Below are 23,037 nucleotides of genomic sequence, written 5' to 3' on the forward strand. Positions count from 1 at the left end.
TGTGACCCGTGTTGCGCCAGTGTCAGTTGAGATCGAGACGTTCAGGCCCGGTGTTCGGCCCGGATCGCGGCGACGACGGCGTCGTTGAAGTCCGACCACAACGGCTTCGCCCAGGCCCCGAAGGGCCGATCGGTCAGCACGACGCACGCCGCACGAAGATCGGGATCGACCCACAGAAAAGTCCCCGACTGGCCGAAATGCCCCACGGTCGCGGGCGAGTTCGTGGACCCGGTCCAGTGCGGCGATTTCTCCGACCGGATCTCGAATCCCAGCCCCCAGTCGTTCGGGCGATGCCTGCCGTAGCCGGGGACGAAACCGTCGAGACCGGCGAAGTGGACCGACGTGGCGTCGGCCAATGTCTCGGCGGCGATCACCCGGGGGTTCAGCAGTTCGCCGGCGAACCGGACGAGATCGGCGACCGTCGAGCGGACGCCGTGCCCGGCGGGCCCGTCGAGGTCGGTGTCGGAGAGTCCCAACGGCTCGCACACGGCCTGGGTGAAGTAGTCGGCGAAGGCGATGTCGGTGGCCGCCGCGACGGTGTCGGCGAGGACTGCGAAGCCGGTGTTGGAGTAGATCCGTTGCTCCCCCACGCCGGCCTGGGTCTCGTCGGAGTCGAACGCGAGACCCGAGGCGTGTGCCAGGAGGTGCTCGACGGTCGCGCCCTCCGGACCGGCCTCGGTGTCGAGCCCGACGGCCTCTTCCTCCACGGCGACGAGCACCGCATAGGCGGTCAACAACTTGCTCACCGACGCGAGCGGGAACCGTCTGGTGAGATCGCCGTGGTCGGCGGTGATCGCGCCGTCCACCACAATGGCGGCGGCGACGTTGTCCACCGGCCAGTCGTCGAGTTGATCGAGTACGGACACGTGGTCCATTCGATCACGACCGGCCGGTGGAACGCCTCAGGAGCCTGCGCGGTCCTCGTCGGAGACGATCTGTCGATCCTCGTCGGTGAAGCGGATGACGCCTCGGATGTTCTTGCCGTCGAGCATGTCCTGGTAGCCCTCGTTGATCTGCTCCAGCTTGTACTGGCGCGTCACCATGTCGTCGAGGTTCAGCTTTCCCGACTTGTACAGCGACAGCAGCAACGGGATGTCGAGCTTGGGGCTCGAACCGCCGAAGATGGTGCCCTGCAGGTTCTTCTGCAGCAGGGTCAGCATCGCGAGATTGAGCGTCACGTCGGTCTCCATCATGGAGCCCATGCCGGTCAGCACACAGGTGCCCGCCTTGGAGGTGATCCCCATCCAGAGGTCGACGTCCTTGCCGTGCACTTCACCGACGGTGACGATGACCTTCTTGGCCATCGCGCCCTCGGTGACCTCGGCGATCGACATGGCGGCCTCTTCCACGCTGGAGAAGGCGTGCGTGGCGCCGAACTTCATGGCCTGCTCGCGCTTCCACTCCACCGGGTCGATGGCGAAGACGTAGCGGGCTCCGGAGATGACGGCGCCCTGCAGCGCCGAGATGCCCACGCCGCCGCAGCCGACGATCGCGACGTCCTCGCCGACCTGCACGTTGGCGCTGTGGGTGGCCGAGCCGAAGCCGGTGGGTACGCCGCAGCCGACGAGGCACGCGACCTCGAACGGGATGGACGGATCGATCTTCACCACCGACGTCTCGTGGACGACCATGTAGGGCGAGAAGGTGCCGAGCAGCGTCATCGGGTAGACGTCCTCGCCGGCGGCGGTGTGCACCCGGAAGGTGTGGTCGGAGACGGCCTCACCCTGCAGGAGCATGGCGCCGAAATCGCACAGGTTGCTCAGTCCGGAACGACACGACGGACACTTGCCACACGACGGGATGAACGACAGGACGACGTGGTCGCCGACGGCGAAGTCGGTGACACCCTCCCCGACGGCCTCGACCACACCCGCACCCTCGTGACCGCCGAGAACCGGGAACCCGGCCATCGGGATGCCGCCGGTGACCAGGTGGTGATCGGAGTGGCACATCCCGGCCGCTTCCATCCGGATCTTGACCTCGCTCGCGCGGGGGTCCCCGATCTCGATCTCCTCGATCGCCCACGGCTCGTTGAAGTTCCTGAGCAATGCACCTTTGGTCTTCATCTGACTCCTACTCATCACCTACGTCGGCCCGCGGCCGGACAACACCTTGTCCGTGACACTAGTCACTGCGGGCCAAAAATGAAACGTGTTCTAGTCGGTGTCCCGATGCAGTCCCGCGTCGCGGCTGCCGTGGGCTGTACGCAGCACCGGTTTGACCACTTTGCCGCCCGCGTTGCGCGGCAACACATCGACCACGACGACGTCGGCGGGATGTTTGAACCGCGCGAGACGGTCGTTCAGGAACCCGCTCAGGTCCGCCGCGTCCGGGGCCACGGCGTCGGGCCGCAGGACCACCACGGCGACCGGGACCTCGCCCCACTTCTCGTGTGCCCGGCCGATCACGGCGACATCGGCGACGGCCGGATGGGCGAAGATCTCGTTCTCCACCTCAGCGCAGAAGATGTTCTCGCCGCCGGAGATGATCATGTCCTTCTTGCGGTCGACGACGTAGACGAACCCCTCGTCGTCGACGCGCACGAGGTCGCCGGAGTGGAACCATCCGCCGGCGAACGCCTCGGCCGTCCCCTGGGGGTTCTGCCAGTAACCGGCCATCATGCCGGGGCCGCGGTAGACGATCTCACCGATGCCTCCGGGTGCCACGTCGTTCATCGCGTCGTCGACCACACGCGCCTCGACCGACTCGACGACCCGGCCCACGGACCCGATCTTGCGCAGGGCGTCGGCGCCCTCGAGCAGGCAGGTCACCGGCGACATCTCGGTCTGTCCGAACAGTGCGACGATCATCGCCTCCGGGAACGCCTCGGCCATGGCCCGCAGCACGGTGTCCGACGCGGGCGCGGCACCCCAGCTGGCAACGCGCAGACTCACCGAACGCGGGCGGTCGCGTTGGGCGGCGCAGACCGCCTGCCACTGGGCCGGGACGAGGAAGACCGAGGTGCTGCGTTCACGCTCGAGGGTGTCGAGCAGGTCATCGGGCGAGAACGCACCGAGCGGGTGGATGACCGACACCGACCCGACGTAGATGGCCGGGGCGACCCCGACGATGCCCGCGATGTGGAACATCGGCGCCACGCACGAACTGCGGTCGGTGCTCCTGGTGTTCATCGCGCGCATACCGGTCACGGTCTGCGACAGCAGGTTGCCGTGCGAGAGCATCGCGCCCTTGGGCCTTCCGGTGGTACCCGAGGTGTACATCAGGAGCGCGACGGTGTCCTCGGGGATGTCGATCACCGGGAGGTCGGAGGGGTCCTCGGCGAGGAGGTTTGTGTAGGCGAGGTGGTCGGCCCCGACCGGTGTCGCCGCCGCATCGGTCCCGACCTCGACGACGTGGAGGACGGTGTCCGACGATGCTCGCACCGCCGCCGAGGTGGTGGCCAGCGCGGTCTCGGTGACGATCGCGCAGGCACCGCAGTCGTCGGCGAGGAACCCGACCTCGGCGGGGCTCATGCGGAAGTTGACCGGCACCGCGATCACACCGATCAGGTTCGCCGCCAGCACGACCTCCACGTACTCGGAGCGGTTGAGCATGAGGATCAACACGCGGTCGCCGAACCGGATGCCCCGGCGGTGCAACGCCGCGGCGAGAGCCGTCGTCCGTCGGTCCAGATCGCGCCAGGAGGTCTCGACGCCGGCGAAGGACAGCGCGGTCGACCCCGGGATCATCCGGGCGTGCCGTCGGACGCGGTTGTTCCAGTGATTGCGACGGGAGCGTAGCGGTTCGGTGATCTCGCCGCCCGCGGGTTCGGAGCCGGTCGTCGTCATGGGCCTCCCGTCGTCGCGGGCCGTCGGGGGGCCGACGCCGCAGATCGATGATGCCGCAACCGATCTGCCCGCGGGCCCCGTTGATCGAACTGCTCGTGGCGGACCACCGCCCGTCGACGACACCGGTCCGTCGGCTACCGTTGACCTACTCGTCGCGGGCCGAGTTCGAGGTGGATCGATGGCCCCGTTGGTCGAGCGTTTCCCGTCCCGATGTCCGCATGGGCACCGTCTGGGCATCCGCCGGATGCTGGTCGGTTGGGACAATCAATGCGATCCTCCGCAGCGCATCTGGGTGTGTCTGCGGTGCAACACGGTGATGCACCGCCACGACTATTCGTGGCCGGAATGAGTCGGCGGTCACATTCCGCGACAACGTCGATCCGATTCAGATCGACAATGCAGAGATCGACATCTCGAATTCGCAATCCATCAGGCAATGTAGGGGTTCCACTCGACTGCCGAACAAGCATCGGACAAGGCATAGTTGAACGCGTGTACACCGATCCCGACGCACCGCGAGGCGACATCGACTCGCCCGGAGCTGTCCCATCGGTGTCCGCGGACGTGTCCCGCACCAGATGGACCGACACCCCGCCGCGCGGCGACGCGGTGATGTCGGACCGATCGGTGACACCGAACGTCCGCCTCGGCCGCCGGACGCAGAAACTGGTCAGGCATTTCGACGCGCGGTCTGCGGCGGTCCTCCTCAGCACCAGCGGCGCACTCCCGCTGCCGCTGCTCGCGTTCATCTCGCCGAACATCATCCGCGACGGCGGCTGGCCTTTCCTGGGCGCGATCTGGGTGTTCACCCTGATCGTCTTCTCGACGACGGCGATCGTCGGGCGGATCAGCGACCGACTTTTCGCGGTGTTCGGGATGATCGGGATGTTCGGCATCGCGGGGTCGGCGTACCTCGTCACCGAGCCCGCCGCCGCGGGTGTGATCATCACGCTGCTCGCGGCCATCCCGGCGATATCCGCCATGTCCTCGACCCCACGCATGGTCGCCCTGTTCTCCCTCGTCGCCGTCCTCCTGGCGCTCGGACTCGCCTTCGTCGACCCGTCGTCGGTGGCCGGGGTCCTGGTCAAATGCGGTGCCGGAGTCGCCAATGTGATGGTCCCGGTGTTCATCGTGGCGGCGCTGCGCGGATCGCTCGAGGTCACCATGGCGCGCTATGCCGTGCTCGGCGACACCGACCCGTTGACGGGTCTGCTCAACCGCCGGGGTTTCCTCACCCGCAGCAGCGAGTTGCTCGCCGATGTCGCCGCGTCCGGCGATCAGATCGGGTTCCTGCTGATCGACGTCGACCACTTCAAGGCGGTCAACGACCGCCTCGGCCACGCCGTCGGTGACTCGGTACTCGTCGACACCGTCGTCGCGATCAACCGGGCGGCTCCGGTGCCCTCACTGATCGGCCGGTTCGGGGGCGAGGAGTTCGTCCTCATCTGTCCCACGACCGGTCAGGCCGCGCTCGCAGCGACCGCCGAGCGGATCCGGTTGGCCGTGTCGTCGATGTCGACGGTCACGGTCAGCATCGGGGCGGTGACGGCACCGCTGTCCGGCGCGGGCACGGGGCCGCCCAACATCTCCCAGGTCATCGACCACCTGACGCACCTCGCGGATCGCTGGGTCTACGTCGCCAAGAGCGCCGGGCGCGACCGTGTCGTCTGTCTGTCCTCGTCGCCCATCCACTTCGTCGCCGGCGACCCGTCCTCGTCGCCGGGTCCAGCCGGACGGTGACCGACGCGGACTCAGGCGACCGACCGGTCCCCCAACTCGCCACCGAGACCGTTCCAGACGTAGGCCTCCTCGCGGATCTGCTGCCAGACCGCGGGCTCGGCGAGTCGTTCCATCGTCTCGCGGTCCCACCACATCAGGCTCGTGCGGTAGCGCTCGTCGGGATAGGCGGACGCGGGAACCCGCTTGTCCACCCGCCCACCCGAACTCGACCAGCGCCGCAGGACGTGCTCGGCGGCGGTGGCCATGATGAACCGCGCGCCGGTCATCGTCATCGTGGGCACCGCGACGCGGGCGAGCAGCGCCGAGACCGCCGAGGGATCGTCGGCTGTCGGGTCGACCCACGCCGTCTTCATCTCCACCACGCCGTACCCCAACCTCGAGTTCACCGCGGCGATGAGCTCGTCGCGACCGTCGTTGCCGTCCCATTCGACGAGGGCGTGGCTGTCGCGCACGTCGAGGTACGGGCCCTGCGCACGGTGCCCACCCCGGATCACCCCCGATCGGTCCACCGCCGCGTAGAACAGCGTCGTGCTGTCACCGTCGACGACCGCGTCGTAGTCGAGCGCGGCACTCACCCCGTGCGCCGCGTAGAGGCTCTGCGCGCCGTCGAGGTACTGCATCCAGAGATCTGGCGCGCTGCGCGGCGTACCGAGAACGAGGTCACATCCGCTCGCGGGGTCATATACCGACACCGGTTCGGACATGGTCGAGGAAGCCGATCCGAATTGATTGATCGCGAATTCCAGATTTGTTACAGACATAGTTCAGTTCCTTCTTTTGCGCAGGTCGATTGATGTCGACGACCAGAACAATGGTCCCCACCCCGAGATCTGATCGAGTCAATTGTGACGGTTCCGACCAAAAATGAAAGAAATACGTGCTGTGACGATGCCGAAAAAGACGACGCATCGCACCATAAACGAAGTTACGCGCATTGTTGCTGATCGTTCACCGCGAAGGGGCAGAAGATGACGGATACACAGAATGCGACGACGGAGCGTGCAGGATCTGATGACGCGGTCGTCGAGATCCTCGACGAGAGCAACGCCGCCGACCGCGCCCGACTCGTATCGATCGAGAAGGACCAGTCCGTCCGGCGCCTCGACACCCTCCGCGAACAACAGATCTCACTGGCCGCGGTGATCCCGCCGCCCGACGATGCGCTGCTGACGGAGTCGCCGCGGTGGGTGTATTACCCGTGGCGGTCGAGCCTGGTCCGCATGCTCGGTCCGGACGGATTCCGCCGCCTGCGTCTCGATCGGAACCGCAACAAGATCACCGCGGCCGAACAGGATCGCCTGACGGGCGTGACCGTCGGCGTGCTGGGTCTCAGCGTCGGGCACGCGGTCGCCCACACCCTTGCCGTCGAGGGTCTCGCGGGCACGATCCGGCTGATGGACTTCGACACCATCGACCTGTCGAACCTGAATCGGGTGCCCGGGTCGGTGTTCGACCTGGGGGTCAACAAAGCGGTGGTGGCCGCGCGCCGGATCGCCGAACTCGATCCGTATCTCCGGGTAGAGATCGCGCCCGGCGGTCTCGACGAGGACACCGTCGCCGATTTCCTCGACGGTCTCGACATCGTGCTCGAGGAATGCGACTCCTTCGACGCGAAGGTGATCGTCCGCGATCATGCACGCGCGCGCGGGATCCCGGTGATCATGGAGACCAGCGACGGCGGGGTGCTCGACGTCGAGCGTTTCGACCTCGACGGCGAACGACCGCTGTTTCACGGTCTTCTCGGTGAGATCGACGCCGCGGCCCTGTCCGGGTTGACCACGGCGCAGAAGGTTCCGTTGGGGATCACCCTGCTCGACGCCGCACGGGTGACCGCGCGCATGGCCGCGTCGGCGGTGGAGCTGGGACGGACGATCTCGACCTGGCCGCAACTCGGCGGCGACGTCGCGCTCGGCGGGGCCACGTGCGCGGCGGCGGTCCGGCGCCTGGCCCTGGGGTACCCGTTGCCCTCGGGCCGGATCCGTGTCGACCTCGACGCCGAACTCGGCTCGCTCGTCGACCCGCTCACCGCGACTCCCCCGCCACCCAGGTCGGCAACGGCGCCCGACGACGTCGCGGTGACGTTCGGTTCGCTGCCCGACCGCGAGGCGGTCGTCTACGCCGGGATGCGGGCTCCCTCGGCGGGCAACGCCCAACCGTGGGCGGTGTCGCTGGACGACACCGGGGTGACGGTGACCCTGCGCGACGGCGCTCAGCGCGGCGACATCGACCGCCGCGCGAGTGCGGTCGCGCTCGGCGCCATGGCCTTCAACATCGATGTCGCGGCAGCCGCCCGGTCCGTGGCGGGGCATCTCGCGGTGACCGGATCGGGTTCGGACCTCGCCCTGCGCTACTCCTTCGGCGACGGGGCCGATCCACAACGCGCGGACCTCCTCGACGCGATGCTGCGCCGCGCCACCGACCGTCGGCCCGGCGACGGGAGCCCGTTGTCCGACGACGAGGTCGACGCACTGGACACCGCGACTCGTGTCTCGGGCGGGTTCGCACGGATCGTGACCGACCGCGCCGCGCTCGTCCGGTGCGGCGGTGTGCTCGCCGCCTCCGACCGCATCCGCCGGCTGACGCCCGCCCTGCACGCCGAGATGGTCGCCGAGGTCCGGTGGCCGGACTCCGACGCCGACCCGAGGACCGGTCTGACCCTCGACACCCTCGGCGTCGGGCGCGGCGGGCTCGGCATGCTCGCGGTCACGCGGCGCTCCGATGTGATGGCGTTGCTCGCCGAGTGGGATGCCGGTTCGGCGCTGGGCGCGCCGACACAGGGGCTCGTCGCGTCGGGATCGGCGATCGTCGCGATCTGCCAGGACGGCGACACGTCAGCCGATCACGTTCGCGGCGGCACCGCCGCGCAGGCGATGTGGGTCCGCGCGTGCGAGCTGGGACTGTCGATCTGCCCGGTGACACCGGTGTCGCTTCACGCCCGCGACGACACCGACCGCGAGGCCCTGTCGCCGGGGCGAGCGGATGAGCTGTCCCGCCTCGACGCGGAGCTACGAGCGCTGTTCGGCGTGGACGACGGCCGGTCGATCGCCATGGTGGTCCGCGTCTTCCGGGCCGACGGTGCCCCGCCGGTCAGTCTGCGACGAGCGCAGAGCTGAGCTCGATCAGTACGCGCCGTCGCTCTTGACCACCGCGCGCGCGGTGCGCCAGAGGATGAGAACGTCCTGCATGATCGACCAGTTCTCGACGTAGGACAGGTCGAGGCGGACCGATTCCTCCCAGGACAGGTCCGAGCGGCCCGAGACCTGCCACAGTCCGGTGATACCGGGACGCACCAGCATTCGCCGGGTGACGACGTGGTCGTAGGTCTCGACCTCTTCGCGCAGCGGCGGGCGCGGGCCCACCAGGCTCATCGATCCGCCCATCACGTTGAACAGCTGCGGCAACTCGTCGAGGCTGTAGCGACGCAGGAACTTGCCGACGCGCGTGACGCGGGGATCGTCCTGGATCTTGAACAGCACGCCGTTGCCCTGGTTCTGCGTGGCCAGCAACTCGCGCTGCTTGTCTGCGTCGACGACCATCGACCGGAACTTCCACATCGGGAACGCCTCGTTGCCGACACCGATGCGCTCGCCCTTGTAGAAGACCGGTCCGGGCGAGGTGACCTTGACCGCGATCGCGCACACCAGCAGCACCGGCGAGAGCATCAGGAGCAGCAGCGAGGTGGCGATGCGGTCGAACGCGGACTTGAGGAACTGGTTGGCGCCCTGGTAACTGGGCTTGTCGATGTGCAGCAGCGGCAGGCCGGCGACGGGTCGGACCATCATGCGCGGTCCGGCGACGTCGGTGACACCGGGCGAGACGAGCATCTCGACGTCCATGTCGTCGAGGTCCCACGACAGCTCACGCATGGCCGAGTGGCCGAGGACCTCGGCGGAGGTCACGGCGACGGTCGTGGCGCCGGACAGTGCCACCGCGCTGCGGGCGTCGGAGAAGTCACCGAAGACAGGGATCTCGTAACCGAACGACTCGATGATCTCGGGGTCGGACGGCTTGCCGATCGGGACGCACAGACCCACGACCTCGTAGCCGAGCTCGGGGTTCTGCTGCAGACGGTCGATCATCGGCTTGGCCGACCGGACGCCACCCATGATCAGCACCCGCTCGAGGTACTTGCGGGACTTGCGCATTCCCACCAGATGGCGACGCATCCCCCATCGCGAGAGCAACAGCATCACGGTGCCGAGCGGGAAGGCCACCGCGAGGAACCCGCGCGCGATGCTCAGGTTGAGGAGCTGGCAGACGATCGCGAACACACCGAACGTCATCACCGACGAGGTGACCACGCGGCTGTACTCGGTGGGCCCACCACCGAGCACACGGCGATCGGAGCTCTGCGTGACGCGCAGCATGGCGAACCAGGACACCGCGATCAGCAGGGCGGCGATGATGGCCGACCAGCTGAAGCGGCCGAAGGTGTGGGTCAGGTCGTAGCCGAAGCGGACGACGAGCGCGACGAGAACGGCGGTGAGGACGACGATCAGATCGACGAAACGGGCCCGGGCGGCGTATCGGTACAGCCAGCTCTGCGAGCGCGGTTGGACGAAGCGGGCGTCGGTGGACGACGCGGCCGTTCGTCGCGACGTGGAAACGCGAAATGGTATTGACACTGCGACTTCCTCACGGTGACTTGCTGACCTGGCGTACCCGCGCACCACGCTGTGCGATCTTCGACGAAACGGTGCGACGTGGACCACGGATGTCAACGAGCCACCGACCGATTTTCCACCGCTCTCCTTCGAGAGCCTAAGGGAATTCGGAGGTGCCCGCAGGCCACTTTTTCGCCTTCTTGACGGCTAGTTCGTTCATCAGCACACATTCGTTACCGAAAATCCTCGTTTGAGGTCAATACAGTTCCTACACGGTCCAGTTGTCACATCCCGGTCACGTGATGTTTGCCCACGATCGCGTCACAACCGGGCCCGACCAGCGATCGACCCGATCACGAATTCACCGTCACCGCGCCGAGGGCCATTGCCGCGAGGAGGTCCCGCGCGCGGTCGGTCGGCAACTCCGGCAGGCGGGGTGAGGAGTTGATGAGGCCGAACATCGCCTGCGCGCGTGTCGCGGCGTCCGCGCGTGGAACGCCCACCAGAGCCTCCAGTACGTCGACCCACAGGTCGACGTACTGCCGTTGCAGCCGGCGTACGTCGTGGCGGGCAGCGGTGTCGAGCGACGACAGGTCGCGGTACTGCACCTCGATCAGATCGGGCTCGGTCAGCGCGAAATCGACGTGGAAGGCGATCAGTCGACGGATCGCCGTCGCCGGCTCGTCGCGGCTGTCGATGACGGCGGTGCCGCCCGCGAGCAGACGTCGGGACACGTCGACGAGCATCTGGGCCAGCAGGTCGTGTTTGTTGGAGAAGTGCCGGTACATCGCCGGACCGCTGACCCCGACAGCCGCGCCGATGTCCTCCAGTCGCACGCTGGCGTAGCCCCTCTCGGCCATCAGCCGGGCCGCCGCGGCCAGGAGCTCGTCTCGTCGCGCGGCTTTGGCCGCACTGCGCCGGGTCGGCGGGGCGTCGCGGTGGTCGGTGTCCGGCATGGGCGTCCCCGTCAGCAGTTCGAGGGAGCGGGCTTGCCGTCGAACCGGTCCTTCAGCCATCCGACCGCCGAGGTGTTGTCGACGTCGGAATGACCCTTGCCGGGCTGCTCGCTGGCCTCGATCACATCGCCCATCGCGCAGGCCTTGCGGACCGCTTCCTGGGTCCAGGCCGCATCGATGTAGGTGTCGGCGGTGCCCCACAGCACGTACATCGGCGCGCTAGCCCTGCGTTGCGGCAGGGCGTACGAGGTGAGCAGGGCGGTCAGCCGGGCATCGGCCGCATCGGTCTTCGGGGCGAGGTCGAACGGGCCGAGCGCCTTGACCGCCTCGTCGCGCTGCGCCACCAGCGGGCCCATGCACGCGGACAGGATGTCCCAGTTCGATCGGGTGGTGCCGGAGCGGTAGTCGTCGCGCACGATGTCGGGATGCGCGCGCGCCGCCGACTCGATGACCCACTGCAGCGCCGGCGCCTGATCCGTGGTGATGGTCCCCGCCCTGGCCTTGGCGACGAGGCCGACGACGTTCGCGGGCGGAGAGGCCTCGACGGTCCCGAGCAGGTCGAGCTCGGGCGAGTAGGTCGCGTTCTCCTCGTTCGCGGCCCAGATGGCGCCGCCGCCCTGCGAGGACCCGTACCCGACCCAGCGGTTCGACACCGTCGTGCTCTCACCGAAGACGGTCCGCAGCGCACGGACCGAGTCGATGACGTTGCGACCCGCGGTCGGCGAATCGAGGTACTCGTGCACCCCCGGTGCACCGAGCCCCTGGTAGTCGGCCACGGTGACGGCGTACTTCGCGCCGACGAAGCCCTGCGCCAGCTCGACGAGTCCGAGCAGGTTGGGCGACAGCGACGGTCCGCACTCGGTGTTGATGCCCAGGGTCCCGTGACCCAGCGCTATGACCGGCCATCCTCCCGCCGGGGCCTCGCCGCCGGGGACGAACACCGTCCCGCTCACGACGGTCGGTTTCCCGTCGGTGCCGGTGGACATGTACTTGATACGTGCGCCCTTGGCGCGGACCAGCCGCATGGGCACGGGGAGGTCGGTGAACGCCGACGCCTCGACCACCGAGCCGGGAGCCGACCCGCCAGGGGCGCTCAACTCGGCCTTGTCCGGGAAGAAGACCGGCCACAACACCACCGCGCCGACGGCGACGATGACGACCACCAGCAGCGAGATGACCCCGAGTACGACCTTCAGGGTGCGGGTCACGAACGTTCGACCTTCACCGCGCCGTCGCCCTGTCGGCGCAGCGTCGCGTGCTCGCATCGGACGACACGACCCTCGCCGTCGGAGTACTCATCGGTCACGGGGAATCCGAACTCGGGCTGCCATGCCTCCAGCATGGCACCACGCAGGGTGTGTACGCCGGATCGAGGTGACCAGAACGCCGTCGCCGAGGTCAGGTCGCCCACCGCCTGGCGGCCGTCGACGAAGGGTGTCATCGGCGCGAAACCGGTTCGGTCGAGATAGGCCACGACCGGCGCAGGCGACGCGAAGCAGCCGCTGCGCGAACAGATTATGGATCCGCGGACGAACTGCTGACGGGTCTGCGACTCACCCCTGACCGACACCGACCGGTACCACGGGGTGACCTGCCCCCCGAGATCGAATCGACTCGCGGCCGCGACGGAGAGCATGCGCCGGTAGGTCACGTCGTCGTTGGTCCGGTGGGCCACGAGACGTTTGATGCTGTCGTAGAGCGGTTTCGGCGTGAAGTCGGTGCGCATCAGCCCGAAGGCGTCCTCTTTGTCACCGGTCCCCTCGGCCCGATCCCGTAGCTCGTGGATGACGATCGGACCGGCGAACGACAACTGCGACCACTGCCCGATGGACTCGATGACCACGTCGGACTGTTCACCCGGATCCGACGGCAGCTCCCCCTCGGTGGGGAATCCCAGTTCGGTGGCCCAGATCTTCTTCGCGCCGTCGCCGTGCCGTCGCATGATCGAATACATGTCCGCCACCATGCGCATCGCGGATTCCGCGTTCGTCGGGTCGGCGGAATACGAACCCGGATAGGAATACGGGTGTACCGACAACGCATCGAGATATCGGCCTGCACCCGCCGCGTACATCGCGGACACGAATTTCCGACCGTTCATCGTGGTGTCCGAATCGACCGCGGTCGCCACGGCCCCGCCGAGAACCGTGGTGTCCGGATCAGCGGCCTTGATGGCGCGATAGGCCGATGCCAACATCGCCGTGTAGAACGCCGGATCGGGCCCGGGCCGGAAGAAGAAGCCGCCGTTCGGTTCGTTCCAGATCTCATAGGTGCCGATGCGCCCGGCGTAGTGCTCGGCCACCCGTCCGGCGAAATCGCCATAGGTCGCCGCCGAGGACGGACGCTGCGAGATGCTCGTCGGATCGTCCGACGCCCAGCCCGGTGTGTAGTCGAGGATTCCCAGCACCTCGATGCCATACGACTTGGCGGCGTCGACGACTCGGTCTACCGGCGCCCAGTTCCACAGTCCTGGAGCGGGTTCCAGGATCGGCCAGGCGAGATCAAGACGCAGCAGGTCGATCCCGAGATCGTTCATCGACGCCAGCGACCGCCGCAACACGTCGTCGTCGGCGAGCAGCAGCAGGTTGCCACCCCCCACCCCGACCCGCGCGAGCGGGGTGGGGGCGGCCGCGGCCGGCGACGCGACGACGGATTCTCTCGGGCCCTCAGGCGGTTGTTGCCCGCATGCGCCGAGAAGGACGACGAGCGCGACCAAGACCAGGAGTCGGATCCGTGTGGTCGACCACGACGATGCCGCGAACAGACCGATTCCCAGGGCATCGGTGCGCGAATTGTGGTCTATAGCGGTTAACTATAGACAATCTCAACTACTTTGATTTGAATTTTCGCGCATACATCAGACCGGGTTTCTCGACCCAGCGATAAGTGATACTTCCCAGCGCGATCGAGACGACCGACAGGAGGACGAAATTGCGCACGAGTCCGGCCCAGTCGTCGCCGGCCATGAGACCCCATTTACCGAGTGCCATCAGCATCGGGAAATGCCAGAGATAGATGCTCAGCGAGATCCGGCCCAGATATTCGAACGGCTTGAAGTCCAACGCGTCGGCCATCTTCGACTCGCCGCCCTCGGCGAGCGGCAACACGATGATCAGGATGATCAGACCCGACGCCAGGGACGTGAAGGTCGACTGGAAGGCCGACCCCTTCACCAGGAACGCCAGCATCAGCACCAGCGAGGGGAACAGGGCGATCACCGACCAGAACCGGATCCGGCGGGCGGCCTTCGATCCGATCACGCCGGTCCCGACCGCGACGAAGACGACCACCGCGGCCATGCCGAACGCGAAAGCGTCGCTGCCGCCGAGGAAGCTGCGCAAGACGACCGCCGACCAGTTGGGGCCGAAATTGGCCTCGACGACGTCGGTGATCCCCTCCCGCGACTGCAGCCACGACGCGAAGACCTTGCCGATCGAACCCAGGACGACCAACGCGATCGGGGCGGCCATGGTCAGCGCCAACGGGCTCCACCCGCGCGTCCGACGCAGCCAGAACAGCACGGCCCCGATGATCGGGAGTGAGATGTAGAAGGCGATCTCGAGGGTGAGCGACCACGCCGGGTTGATACCGGTCTGGATGAGGCTCGGGAAGTACGTCTGCACCAGGGTGAGGTTGGCCAGCAGCGACAGCGGGTTGGTGATCATGCCGGTGCCGGCCTCCGACCCCGCGACCAGTGTCTGTTGCGCGTTGTCGACGAAGGACACCTGCAGCGCGAAGTTGGTGATCAGGAAGATCACCAGGTACGCGGGAAAGATGCGCAGCGCGCGGTGGATCGCGTAGGCGCGCACGTTGGGCTGTGCGTCCTTGCCCAGGAACAGATCTCGCACGATGGGCAGGAACAACAGGAAGCCCGACAGGGCGAAGAAGAAGATCAACGCCTGCCCGAGCAGCTGCAGCTTCGCCGACGAGGCGGTGTCCTCGGAGTAGTGGGCGGTCACGTGCACGGCGAGAACGCACATGCACGCGATCCCGCGCGGGCCGTCGAGACCCCTGATCCGGCCCCGGAACCGTTGCGGCGTCGCTGCCGCGGAGGTCGGCACCCTCGGAGATTGTTGTTCGGTCATCTACGTCACCCCACTGTCAGGATGCGGCTGCGCCGCACGAGCTTCCGATCGGGGCACCGTTGAACCGATTGGCCAGCCAGCCGAGGGCAGGCGCGGTGTCCACGTCATCGTGTCCCTTGTCGGGGTCGAGTTGGAACTGGACGTCGTCACCGCGGCGGCAGGCCCGCGCGAGGGCGGCCGTCGTCCACGCCGGGGTCACCAGCTGGTCCTTGCCGCCGTACAACACCAGCATCGGCGCCGACGCCTTCGCCTTCGGCAGACTGCGCGCCGCGAGGAGGTTGGTCAGAGTCGCGGTGGCCTCGGGCGTCGACGGCACCAGATCGTCCGGCGCGATGGCCCGCACCGCCGCGGTACGCGCCGCGGCGAACTCGGGTGAGCACTGCGACAGCGCTTTCCACTGCGTCTCCACCACACCGCGGCGGTACAGGTCGAGATCGAGATCGGGGTTCTCGCGCTTGAGCGCGAGCAGCAGCCACTGGAGCGCGCCGTACTGATCCTCGGTCAACTTCTTGTCCTGTGCAGCCTGTGCCAGCGGTGCGATGTCGGCCGCGGGCGAGACGCTCGCCGTCCCGAGCAGGTTCAGTTCGGGCGAGTAGGTGCCCGCGAGTTCGTTCGCGCTCCAGACCGCCTGCCCGCCCTGCGAGGTACCCAGCGCCGCCCATCGAGCCGACACCGACTTCGACAACCGCCGCGCCGCGCGCACCGAGTCGATGACGTTCATGCCCTCGGTCGTCGCATCCAGATACGGGTGAGTCGGTTCGGTGCTGCCCGGTGTACCCAGTCCCTCGTAGTCGGTGACGGTGACGGCGTAGCCGAGCCGCAGCAGTCCGGAGGCCAGCGTCGTCACCCCGAGCAGGGTGGGGTCCAGCGACGGACCGCACTCCCCCAGCACACCGGTGGTCCCGTGCCCGAGCGCGACCAACGGCCACCCTCCGCTCGGGGGCGTACCCAGCGGGACGAAGATCGAACCCGTCACCGTCGTGGGCTTGTCGGTGATGCCGGAGGTGGAGCGGTACTCGACGCGTGCCGAGATGGACGCGGCCGCAGTCACCCGCCTGTCGAGCAACGGCATCTCCGTCGCCGACACCAGCGAACCGGGTCCGGCGTCGGTGGAGTCGATCCGCAACTCGGCCCCGATCGCCGGGCTGTCCGCCGACGGCGGTGCCTGTGCCTCGTCACCGGAGCCACCGCACGCGGTGATCACGAGCGCGATGACGCACCCGAGGATTCCCCCGACGGTCGTGCGCCGTCCGACACGGAGTCCGGTCGTGCTCATGTCAGACCACCTTTCGCGTCCCGCAGGGAGTGCAGCGCGTCGAATCCGTCGACCACGCGGTTGAGCGTGACGTCCCGCCCGATGAGGGCGACCAGGGCCACCGCGAAACCGATTCCGGCGCCCAGTCCCGTCGCGGTGACGAGACTGGTCTTCGACACCTTCACCGCCTGCGTCGACGAGTCGATGACCGCGACGTCGGTCTGTGCCCCACCGTCGTTGGTGAACGTCAGTTCGTCGACGACCTCTTTGGTCACCGTCGACACCAGCGTCGCCAGCACCACCGACGAACGTGCGGAATCCCCGGTCGCGGTGAACGTCACGACAGCGCTCGACGGCAGTGCGGTCGCGGTGATCTTCGACCGCAGGTCCGCCACGGTCACCGAGCGGCCCAGTTCCCTCGCCTGATCGTCGACGATCACGCGGGACAGGACCTGACCGCTCGTGACCAGGTTCCGGAACGTCTCGGCGTTCAGCCGGCCGCTCAGGTCGGCGGCGTAGTCGGCGGTCACGGTGGCCGGACCGGGGACGGTGATCATCAGGGTGGCCTTGCTCTCGTAGTGCGCCGGTTGCATCGTGTGGGCCAGCCACCCCACGGCGGCACCGCCCACCACCGCGAGCAGCACCACCAGCCAGCTCCGCCGCAGGATCCGTGAGTAGTCACCGACCGTCGCGGTCGATGGCGATTTCACGGCCGGTTCCCGCAGTTCGAGGCGGTGGGCCCACCCGAGCGCAGGGTGTTGAGGAAGTCCGCGGTCTGACTGGAATCGATGTTGGAGTGCGTCTCACCGATCCGCTTGACGATGATCAGGTTCTGGCTCTCGGCGCAGGAGTTGGCGATGGCGCGCTGAGTCCACTCCGGGTCGACCAGCGGATCCGACGTCCCGTACATCACCAGCGTCGGCGCGGTGCCGCGTCCGATCGGCAACGCCCGCTGCCGCAGGACCCGTCGCACGAAGTCGGCCGCGGACTGCGACTTCGGCCTGAGGTCGTCGGCGGTCAGCGAATCGCGCGCCTGCAGCACGTCGGTCAGGCTGGGGTTCTCGACGGGGAGACACTCGACCAGCGCCGACCACTTCGACTTCGCATAGGCGGACCGGAAGTCGTCGAGCCGCACCTGCGAGGGGTAGGTCTGCGAGAGCGACTGCAGCAGGTAGATCCACACCGGGTACTGGTCCCTGGTCAGGGTGCCCGCCTCGGCCTTGTCGACCAGGTTGGTCATGTCGGCCGCGGGGACGACCGTGACCCCGCCGAGGAGGTCGAGCCCCTGGCCGTACTCGTTGGCCAGGTCGACCGCACCCCACGATGCGAGACCGCCCAGCGACAACCCCGACGAGATCCACTTCTTGCTCAGGGTCTGCGGCGCGATCGCATGGAAGGCACGGATCGAGTCGATCATGTTGTAGCCGTAGGTGCGACCGTCGAAGAAGGGGTTGACCGGGCCCGGCTCACCGAGTCCCTGGAGGTCGGGCATGACCACCGCGTAGCCCTTGATCACGGTGCCCGCGATGATCTTCGCGTTGCCGAGCAACGACGAGTAGAGCGACGGCGCGCAGTGCGGGATGACGCCGGTGTTGCCGTGACCGTAGGCCACCATCGTCCATCCGCCGGGGGGCGGCGGACCGTTCGGGATGATGGCGATGGCCGACGTCCGGGTCGCGGCACCGTCGACACCGGAGGTCGACCGGTAGACGATGCGCTTGACGGTCACCCCGAGTTCGGAGAGCTGCTCGTCGACGCCCTGCGGCGGGTCCTTGACCGAGACCACCGCGCCCGGTTTGCGGTCGTCGACCGGACTGACGATCTGCGGTGTCGGGTAGGGCGAGATCAGCGGCGCCGAGGGCCGGTCCTGTCTGATCGGGATGGAGACGTCCGACGGCGGATCGGTCGCGCAGCCGGCCATGGCCAGCACCGCCACCAGGACCGGGACCGCGGCACGGACCAACCGTCCCGACCGCGTGGTGCGCGCCCCGGGGGCACGCCGCCGGCCGAGCGTCATGCCTCGTCTGTCGGACGCCCGGGGGCGCCGGCAGCGGCGCCGTGCGTCAGCACCACACCGATGATCCTGCCGCCCACCGCGTTCAGCGATTCGGCCGCCGACCTCAGGGCGGTCCGGTTGGTGCGGTTGCGGCGCGCGAGCAGCACGACTCCGTCGGACAGCGCCGCGCAGACCGTCGCGTCCGAGCTCGACGCGATGGCCGGGGTGTCGATGATGACGTAGTCGAAGCGGGACCGGGCGTCTGCGAGCAGCTTGTCGAAGCGATCCGAGGCGATCAGCTCGGCGGCGTTCGGCGGCTTCGGGCCGGCGACCAGGACCGAGAAGTCCCTGCGGACGCGGCGGACGCCGGTGGTGAGGTCGTTCTCACCGACGATGGTCGTGGTCAGCCCGTGGTCGCTGGTGATCGACAGCGCTGCGGCCACCCCGTCCCCGGCGAGATCGGCGTCGATCAGCAGGACGTCGTGGCCGGAGTCGGCCAGCGCGGCCGCCAGACCGATCGCGACGCTGGTGCGCCCCTCGCCGCCGGTGGGTCCGGTGACCGAGATGACGCGCGGTGCCTCGCCGGTCCGGGACACCCCGGCCCCGATGAACCGCACGTTGGTGCGCAGCAGCCGGTAGGGCTCGAGGTTCGCGTTCGTCCCGGCCGCGACGGCGGCCCCGGTGACGGCCTCGTCCTCCGGGATCTCGGACAAAACGTGCAGTCCGCTCGCCGACTTGACCCCGGGGCCGTTGCGCACCCGTCGATCCGAGAGTCCGAGGCCCAGGGCGATCAGGAGACCGATGAACAGTCCGAGTGCGGCACCGGCGATCGTGAGCAGGATCCAGCTCATGCCGGTCGAGCTCGAGGGCAGGTCCGCGTCGTCGAGGACGACGGCGTTGGCCGCCGACGAACCGCCGCGCTGCGAGGTCTCGAGTTCCTGGACGACGGTGGAGGTCTCCTGGGCCACCGCGTTCGCGTACGACTGCGCTCGGCGCGGGGCCTCGTCGGTGACCGTGATCGCGAGGATGACCGTCTTCGTCACCGCGACCGCGGTGGTCTCCGAGCGCAGGTCGTCCGCACTGATCGCGCCGCCGAGCGCCTCCGATGCGCGGCGGGCGACCTGGTCGCTGGTCGCGATCGCGGCGTAGGAGTTCACGCGGTCCTGCGAGAACAGGCTGTTCTGGTACGACTCACCGACCGAGGTGCCACCCACTGCGGTGACGAACAGCTGCGCGGTCGCCGCGTACTTCGGCGTGGTGCCGAACTGGTGATAGGCGAGGCCTCCGCCACCACCGAGAACCACGCACAGGATGAGTACCCACCAGTACTTCACGAATATCCGTACATACTCGCGAATTGCCACGCGTCGGACTCCTCCACTTTTGGGCAAACCGGCCTGAATAACCTGATCCGCGCGTTAACGTGTCATGCCTCGCCGCCGCGGTTTGCACCACCTGCGACGGTCGCCAGAACTATAACCCGCTCGGTGCGAGCACGCGTGACCGCGCGACTCGCATATTCGACACTGACTTGCGGATCAGTGGCCGAATGCAAAGATAATGAGGTGAAATTATTCGGACCCCTGGTCGTGGTGGTCGCAGTGGTCGCGGCATTCGGCGCGGTGCTGGCCGGTGGCAACGTTCTGCTGCTGGTTCTCGGCGTGCTCGCCCTGACCGTGGGCGCCTACGTCGGCCTCTGTCATCCCACCTGGCTGCTGTGGGCCCTGGCGGCCTCGATGGGTCTGCTCCCGGCCGGTTACTTCCCGGGCGTGCACGTACCGATGGTGTTCACGTTCGTGATGGGTGTGCTGCTGGCCACCGTCCTGCACCCGCGCGAGGTGTCGCGATTCACAACGATGGAGAAGCTTCTCGGCGCGCTCGTCGCGTTCTCGTTCATCTCGATGGTCTTCACGTTCACCTCGATCGCCGACCCGGTCGAGTTCATCAAGTGGGCCGCGGTCACGCTGCTGGCCATCGCTCTCCTGCGTCTGCCGCGATCCCAGCTCGCCCGGTTCGGACAGATCTATGTCGTGTCGGCCACCATCTCCGGACTGCTGGCGATCGTCATCCTGTTCGCCGACTCGGGTGGACGAATCATGAATGCGCTCTCGATCTTCGGTTACGGGGCGGCGGCGAACACCGAGTTCAAGGCCTACAGCGGCACCACGGCGACCACCCGCCTGACCGGAACTTTCCTCGAACCGAACGCCGCGGGCATCGGACTGTTGGTCGCCCTGCTGATGTGCCTGATCCTGTTCACGGGCAGGTGGCGGATCGGGATGGGGACCATCCTGCTGGTCGCCCTCGTCCTCACGCTGAGCAGGTCGGCGTTGTTCGCAATCGTCGTCGGCGTGGTGCTGCTGGTCCTGCTGCAGAGCCTGTCCATCCGGCAGCGATCGACGATTCTCGGCGGGTTCGTGGTCGCGTTCGGCGTCGCCCTGGCCATCCCGCAGATCCGGGCCCGCATCCTGTCCTCGTTCGGTTCCGACGACACCAGTTCGTCGGCGCGACTCGACGCGATCAAGGATTTTCCTTCTCAGATCCACGGCCAGTGGCTGTTCGGTCGTGGTTGGGCACTGCCCGAATTCAAGAACGGGACCCTGGCCTTCACGACCAACTTCGTCGCCAACGCCCCGTTGTTGTCGCTCTATCGCGGCGGCGCATTGGTCACGATCGCCTTTGTCGCCGCACTTCTGTACGGCTGCTATCTCGCCTATCAATGTCTTCGGTCCACGCGCTGGGAACTCGGCTTGTATGGCGGTGGATTCATCGGGTTCTTCTTGGTGACGATGCAATTGGATATCGGCACCGTGACCATTCCGCAGAGCACCGCGGGATTGTCTTTTCTCATCGCATTCCTCATATATGCGCGCGAGAAAGCGACTCACGCTTCTGCGGATCTGAATACACCGGCGGTCGGCGACTCCGCCGCCGCCCGCCCGGTCGCGTCGATCTGACCGTCCGCACCTCGTCCCACGCCGGGACGAGCCCGGGTACTCCCCCCGATCGATCGGTTCCTCGACCGTCCGGCCGGAGCCGGTCGTGACCGCGCGCCGCCGACGCGCCCACCTCGCGGTGCGGGCGATCGTCGCTTCGTCGATGCTGGTCGCGGTCGGTGTCGCGGCGTCGCCCCCGGTGGGGGTCACCACACGATCGATCACCGCTGCGCCGCGCCTGGTCGCAGACGAGGTGTCCACGGCGCCCACCAGCCTCGGACTGGCCTTCCCGGCCGACGTCTACTGGGATCCGCGCGCCGCCACCGTCGCCACGTTCGACCTGGCCGCCGCCGCACGTCTGAAAACCGTTCGCCTGCCGATCTTCTGGGGCCTGGTCCAGCCTGTCGACGCAGGCACCTACGACTGGGCGACGGTGGATCGCCTCGTCGACGACGCGTCGAGTCGCGGACTGGGCATCCTCGCCTCGATCGGCAGCACCCCGGTCTGGGCCGCCGCACCCGGCGCGAGCGGCCCGTACGCCAAACCCGCCGATCCGGCGGTGTTCGGCCGGTTCGCCGCGGCGGTGGCCCAGCGATATCGCGGGAAGATCGGCGCGTACGAGATCTGGAACGAACCCAACGGGACCGCGTTCTACAACCCGGCGCCCGATGCGGTCTCGTACACCGGACTGCTCAAAGCCGGTTATCGGGCCATCAAGGATGTCGAGCCGACGGCGACCGTCGTCGGCGGTGCGCTCGGTGCCGTCGTCGATTCCGCGACCACCGCCAACCCCGTGGAGTTCCTGCGCCAGATGTACGCGGCGGGTGCGGCGGGCAGCTTCGACGCATTCTCCTTTCACCCTTATCAGTACGAGGTGACCTTCAGTGCGGGGTGGTCGATACCCAATGCTCCCGGTCAACAACTGACCGCGATGCGTCAATTGATGATCGCAAACGGAGATAGCGAAAAGAAAATCTGGGCTACCGAATTCGGCGTCCCGACCACCACCATCAGTGAGTCCCGGCAGAACGAGATGATCGGCGACTTCACGCGCAAGTGGAAGGAACTCCCCTACGCCGGACCGATCTTCTTCTTCACCGATCGTGACCGGGCGACGGGCAACGGGGTCGTCGAGGACAACTTCGGACTGCTGCGTACCGACCGCTACGCCAAGGACGCGATGTGGACGGTGGCCGCCGATGCCTACCTCGGGGTACCCACCACCGACGAGTACACGAGGTTCCAGGAACAACGACCCGACCCGAGTTGGGGCCAGCTGTTGAGCCCCGTTGTCCCGGTGGGACGGTCGGGCACGATGGCCCGTTTCTATCAGAACGTCGGCCTGTTCGGCACCCGGGCGGGCTTCATCCGGTCACCCGCCCCGGTGGCCACCCGGTTGGCCGGTCTCGGAGTGTTCCCCCTCACCGCGTTCGCCAACGGGTACCAGGACATCGCAGGCGGTGGTCGGGTGTACTACTCGTCCGCCACCGGCACACACATCGTGGGCGGCGGCGTGGCCGCGGTCTGGACGCCTGCCTACGGACTGGCGGTGACCGACGAGGTCCCACAACCCGATGGCGAGGTCAGGGCGACCTTCGAACACGGGTACATCACGTGGACCGTCGCAGCCGGCGGCGTGGCGACCCGGACGTCCTAGACCGGCGCGTCACCTGACGA

The 23,037-nt window shown here is 67.8% G+C and carries 17 protein-coding genes; 4 read left to right on the forward strand and 13 right to left on the reverse strand.

From position 1 onward, the window contains the following. Positions 1-41: 41 nt before the first annotated feature. The 3 genes from LX13_RS14585 to fadD5 form a co-directional block, all read right to left on the reverse strand. Positions 42-866 carry a serine hydrolase domain-containing protein gene (locus LX13_RS14585; protein ID WP_253662046.1) on the reverse strand — a complete coding sequence of 275 codons (825 nt, stop codon included), beginning with the start codon at positions 864-866 and terminating at the stop codon, positions 42-44. A 36-nt stretch (positions 867-902) separates the two neighbouring features. Beyond that, positions 903-2,066 (reverse strand): NDMA-dependent alcohol dehydrogenase, encoded by a 1,164-nt coding sequence (locus LX13_RS14590; RefSeq protein WP_253662047.1) that lies wholly within the window; start codon positions 2,064-2,066, stop codon positions 903-905. A gap of 90 nt (positions 2,067-2,156) precedes the next feature. Next, the gene (gene fadD5 / locus LX13_RS14595) at positions 2,157-3,788 is read right to left on the reverse strand and encodes a fatty-acid--CoA ligase FadD5 (protein ID WP_253662048.1); all 1,632 of its coding nucleotides are present in this window, start codon (positions 3,786-3,788) and stop codon (positions 2,157-2,159) included. A 492-nt stretch (positions 3,789-4,280) separates the two neighbouring features. Between fadD5 and LX13_RS23505 the strand changes: the two genes are divergently transcribed. Beyond that, complete coding sequence (locus LX13_RS23505; RefSeq protein WP_253662049.1) at positions 4,281-5,528, forward strand: GGDEF domain-containing protein; 1,248 nt, start codon at positions 4,281-4,283, stop codon at positions 5,526-5,528. Between the two features lie 11 nt (positions 5,529-5,539). On the opposite strand, the gene LX13_RS14605 is transcribed toward LX13_RS23505, so the two are convergent. Further along, the gene (locus LX13_RS14605) at positions 5,540-6,220 is read right to left on the reverse strand and encodes a hypothetical protein (RefSeq protein WP_253662050.1); all 681 of its coding nucleotides are present in this window, start codon (positions 6,218-6,220) and stop codon (positions 5,540-5,542) included. 276 nt (positions 6,221-6,496) lie between these two features. Here LX13_RS14605 and LX13_RS14610 point away from each other — a divergent pair, with 276 nt between their 5' ends. Beyond that, a complete protein-coding gene (locus tag LX13_RS14610; protein WP_253662051.1) occupies positions 6,497-8,641 on the forward strand; it encodes an Rv1355c family protein in 2,145 nt (714 codons plus the stop codon). A gap of 6 nt (positions 8,642-8,647) precedes the next feature. Here the strand turns inward: LX13_RS14610 and LX13_RS14615 are convergent, their stop codons facing one another. The 9 genes from LX13_RS14615 to LX13_RS14655 form a co-directional block, all read right to left on the reverse strand. Then, positions 8,648-10,153, reverse strand: a complete 1,506-nt coding sequence (locus tag LX13_RS14615; RefSeq protein WP_253662052.1) for a sugar transferase — start codon at positions 10,151-10,153, stop codon at positions 8,648-8,650. A gap of 332 nt (positions 10,154-10,485) precedes the next feature. Then, positions 10,486-11,088, reverse strand: coding sequence for a TetR/AcrR family transcriptional regulator (locus LX13_RS14620; protein ID WP_253662053.1), 603 nt, complete (start codon positions 11,086-11,088; stop codon positions 10,486-10,488). Between the two features lie 11 nt (positions 11,089-11,099). Then, positions 11,100-12,296: a lipase family protein gene (locus LX13_RS14625; RefSeq protein WP_253662054.1), complete on the reverse strand. Its 1,197-nt coding sequence runs from the start codon at positions 12,294-12,296 to the stop codon at positions 11,100-11,102. After that, positions 12,293-13,804, reverse strand: a complete 1,512-nt coding sequence (locus tag LX13_RS14630) for a cellulase family glycosylhydrolase (RefSeq protein ID WP_253662055.1) — start codon at positions 13,802-13,804, stop codon at positions 12,293-12,295. Before LX13_RS14630 ends, LX13_RS14625 begins: the two co-directional genes overlap by 4 nt. Positions 13,805-13,916: 112 nt before the next feature. After that, entirely contained in the window at positions 13,917-15,173 is a 1,257-nt protein-coding gene (locus LX13_RS14635; RefSeq protein WP_253662056.1) for an acyltransferase family protein, read from the reverse strand. A 16-nt stretch (positions 15,174-15,189) separates the two neighbouring features. Then, on the reverse strand, positions 15,190-16,449 hold the full coding sequence (locus LX13_RS14640) for a lipase family protein (protein WP_253662057.1): 1,260 nt from the start codon (positions 16,447-16,449) through the stop codon (positions 15,190-15,192). Then, positions 16,446-17,138, reverse strand: coding sequence for a YveK family protein (locus LX13_RS14645; protein WP_253662058.1), 693 nt, complete (start codon positions 17,136-17,138; stop codon positions 16,446-16,448). The genes LX13_RS14640 and LX13_RS14645 overlap by 4 nt, the downstream gene beginning before the upstream one ends. Then, a complete protein-coding gene (locus LX13_RS14650; protein WP_253662059.1) occupies positions 17,135-18,445 on the reverse strand; it encodes a lipase family protein in 1,311 nt (436 codons plus the stop codon). Before LX13_RS14650 ends, LX13_RS14645 begins: the two co-directional genes overlap by 4 nt. Beyond that, positions 18,442-19,788, reverse strand: coding sequence for a tyrosine-protein kinase domain-containing protein (locus tag LX13_RS14655; protein ID WP_253662060.1), 1,347 nt, complete (start codon positions 19,786-19,788; stop codon positions 18,442-18,444). The genes LX13_RS14650 and LX13_RS14655 overlap by 4 nt, the downstream gene beginning before the upstream one ends. A 201-nt stretch (positions 19,789-19,989) precedes the next feature. Here LX13_RS14655 and LX13_RS14660 point away from each other — a divergent pair, with 201 nt between their 5' ends. Further along, entirely contained in the window at positions 19,990-21,381 is a 1,392-nt protein-coding gene (locus LX13_RS14660) for an O-antigen ligase family protein (RefSeq protein WP_253662061.1), read from the forward strand. 85 nt (positions 21,382-21,466) lie between these two features. Continuing rightward, on the forward strand, positions 21,467-23,017 hold the full coding sequence (locus LX13_RS14665; protein WP_253662062.1) for a cellulase family glycosylhydrolase: 1,551 nt from the start codon (positions 21,467-21,469) through the stop codon (positions 23,015-23,017). Positions 23,018-23,037 lie beyond the last annotated feature (20 nt).

Source organism: Williamsia maris (genome assembly GCF_024171815.1).
Classification (GTDB): domain Bacteria; phylum Actinomycetota; class Actinomycetes; order Mycobacteriales; family Mycobacteriaceae; genus Williamsia_A; species Williamsia_A maris.

Excerpts from the sequence above, each read along its gene's own strand:
- LX13_RS14590 (WP_253662047.1), bottom strand. The coding sequence starts at position 2,066 with ATGAAGACCAAAGGTGCATTGCTCAGGAACTTCAACGAGCCGTGGGCG.
- fadD5 (WP_253662048.1), bottom strand. The coding sequence starts at position 3,788 with ATGACGACGACCGGCTCCGAACCCGCGGGCGGCGAGATCACCGAACCG.
- LX13_RS14610 (WP_253662051.1), top strand. The coding sequence starts at position 6,497 with ATGACGGATACACAGAATGCGACGACGGAGCGTGCAGGATCTGATGAC.
- LX13_RS14620 (WP_253662053.1), bottom strand. The coding sequence starts at position 11,088 with ATGCCGGACACCGACCACCGCGACGCCCCGCCGACCCGGCGCAGTGCG.
- LX13_RS14635 (WP_253662056.1), bottom strand. The coding sequence starts at position 15,173 with ATGACCGAACAACAATCTCCGAGGGTGCCGACCTCCGCGGCAGCGACG.
- LX13_RS14640 (WP_253662057.1), bottom strand. The coding sequence starts at position 16,449 with ATGAGCACGACCGGACTCCGTGTCGGACGGCGCACGACCGTCGGGGGA.
- LX13_RS14650 (WP_253662059.1), bottom strand. The coding sequence starts at position 18,445 with ATGACGCTCGGCCGGCGGCGTGCCCCCGGGGCGCGCACCACGCGGTCG.